General features: G+C 65.4%; 2 protein-coding genes. One reads left to right on the forward strand and one right to left on the reverse strand.

The window, feature by feature from the left end; translation table 11 throughout:
• Positions 1 to 482 (reverse strand): GNAT family N-acetyltransferase (locus FFS27_RS31645; RefSeq protein ID WP_137952496.1); only part of this gene is annotated, 482 nt, incomplete at its 3' end.
• A 135-nt stretch (positions 483 to 617) separates the two neighbouring features.
• Between FFS27_RS31645 and aceK the strand changes: the two genes are divergently transcribed.
• The gene (aceK, locus tag FFS27_RS31650) at positions 618 to 2327 is read left to right on the forward strand and encodes a bifunctional isocitrate dehydrogenase kinase/phosphatase (protein WP_137952497.1); all 1710 of its coding nucleotides are present in this window, start codon (positions 618 to 620) and stop codon (positions 2325 to 2327) included.
• The last annotated feature ends 70 nt before the right edge of the window (positions 2328 to 2397 follow it).

The following is a 2397-nucleotide window of genomic DNA, read 5'->3' on the forward strand; positions in this document are numbered from 1 at the left end:
TCCACGAAGCGCCCATCCCGCACCGCGTAATCGCGCATCTCTCCTTCGGTCTCGAAGCCGAACTTGCGATACAGCGCCAGCGCCGGGGCGTTGTCGGTGTAGACGGTGAGTTCGACGCGGCGCAGGTTCATCCAGTTGTCGGCGATGTCCAGCAGTTCGCCGAGCAGGCGGCTGCCGACGCCCTTGCCCTGCCAGGCGACGGCGACGCCCAGGCCGATGCTGCCGCTGTGGCTGCGGCGGATGCGCGGGTGCTGTTCGAGGCTGGCGCTGCCGATGACGTCCCCCTGGTGCAAGGCGACGAGGATCAGCAGGCGGTCGTCGTCCACGCTGTCGTGCAGGCGCTTGCGGCGCTGCTCCACCGACTGGTAGGGCATCTGCAGGACCTGGCGGGCCACGGCGGGGTCGTTGTACAGGGCGGTGAGGCCTTCCACGTGGCGCTCGCTGTAGCGTTCGAGGCGGATCGTCGGCGATTCGGCGGTCATTGCGGTCATCCCTGGGCTGTCTGGCCACCCAGCATAAGCGTCTGCGCCGGGCTCGACCAGCCGGTCGGAGATCGCGCTTTCCCTGCCGCGCGGCTCTGGCTAAGCTCGACCTTCGAACAACGAAAGGACGCCAGCATGGTCCAGAGCGCCCCAGCCAGCGAAATCGCCGCCCTCATCCTGCGCGGTTTCGACGATTACCGAGAGCAGTTCCGCGAGATCACCGACGGCGCCCGTGCCCGCTTCGAGCAGGCGCAGTGGCAGGAAGCGCAGCGCGCCTCGGCGCAGCGGATCAACCTCTACGAGGAAAAGGTCGCCGAGACGGTGGCCGGGCTGCGCGCGGGGCTGGCCGACAGCGAGCTGCTGGACGTGGAGCGCTGGCCGATCATCAAGAGCGCCTACATCGCGCAGATCGACTTGCGGCTGGACGACGAGCTGGCCGAGACCTGGTTCAACTCGATCTTCTGCGGGCTGTTCAGCCACGACAACATCAGCGACGGCACGATGTTCGTGCACACCACCCGGCCCTCGCTGCGCGCCCACGCCCGCGCGCCCTACACCCGCACCTACCGGCCGGGCGGCGACCTGCGCCAGGCGCTGGAGAAGATCTTCGACGACTACCGCTTCGACGTGCCCTACGACGACCGCGAGCGCGACCTCGAACGGATCGACGCACTGCTGCACAGCAACCTGCCGGACTGGGTGTGCAAGGACCCGGACCTGGCCATCGAGCTGATCGGCTCGGTGTTCTATCGCAACAAGGGCGCCTACCTGGTGGGCCGCCTGTTCACCCCGGACGAGCAGTGGCCGCTGGTGTTCCCGCTGCTGCACCGCGAGGGCCACGGCATCCAGTTCGACACGGTGATCACCGACGAGGCGGAAGTCTCGATCATCTTCTCCTTCACCCGCTCCTACTTCATGGTCGACGTGCCGGTGCCGGCCGAGCTGGTGGCCTTCCTCAAGCGCCTGCTGCCGGGCAAGCACCTGGCCGAGCTGTACACGTCGATCGGCTTCTACAAGCAGGGCAAGAGCGAGTTCTACCGCGCCCTAATCAACCACCTGGCGACCACCGACGACCGCTTCGTCATGGCCCCCGGCGTGCGCGGCATGGTGATGAGCGTGTTCACCCTGCCCGGCTTCAACACGGTGTTCAAGATCATCAAGGACCGCTTCAACCCTTCGAAGAGCGTCGACCACGCCACGGTGATCCAGAAGTACCAGTTGGTGAAGAACCACGACCGGGTCGGACGCCTGGCCGACACCCAGCAGTTCGCCGACTTCCGCTTCCCGGTGAGCAAGTTCGAGCCGGAGTGCCTGGCAGAACTGCTGGAAGTGGCGCCGTCGACGGTGGTGATGGAAGGCGACGTGGTGCTGATCCGCCACTGCTGGACGGAGCGGCGCATGACCCCGCTGAACATCTACCTGGAGAACGCCAGCGAGGCGCAGACCCGCGAGGCGCTGAACGACTACGGGCTGGCGATCAAGCAACTGGCGGCAGCGAACATCTTCCCCGGCGACATGCTGCTGAAGAACTTCGGCGTGACTCGCCATGGCCGGGTGGTGTTCTACGACTACGACGAGATCTGCTACCTCACCGAGGTGAACTTCCGCTACATCCCCGAGCCGCGCTTCCCCGAGGACGAGATGTCGTCCGAGCCCTGGTATTCGGTGGGGCCCAACGACGTGTTCCCGGAAGAATTCCCGCGCTTCCTGTTCGTCGACCTCAACCAGCGCCGGCTATTCGCCAAGCTGCACGGCAACCTCTACGACGCCAAATACTGGCAGGGCCTGCAGGAGCAGATCCGCGAGGGCAAGGTCATCTGCCGCTGCCGACGAACCGTGACTTAGAGAGCTAGGTGGTCGCGATACGATCAAAAACAGAAAAGAAGCACTAGACACGTGACATAGCTAATCATAA

The organism is Pseudomonas sp. 2VD, assembly GCF_005503585.1.
Lineage (GTDB): Bacteria > Pseudomonadota > Gammaproteobacteria > Pseudomonadales > Pseudomonadaceae > Pseudomonas > Pseudomonas aeruginosa.

Excerpts from the sequence above, each read along its gene's own strand:
- aceK (WP_137952497.1), top strand. The coding sequence starts at position 618 with ATGGTCCAGAGCGCCCCAGCCAGCGAAATCGCCGCCCTCATCCTGCGC.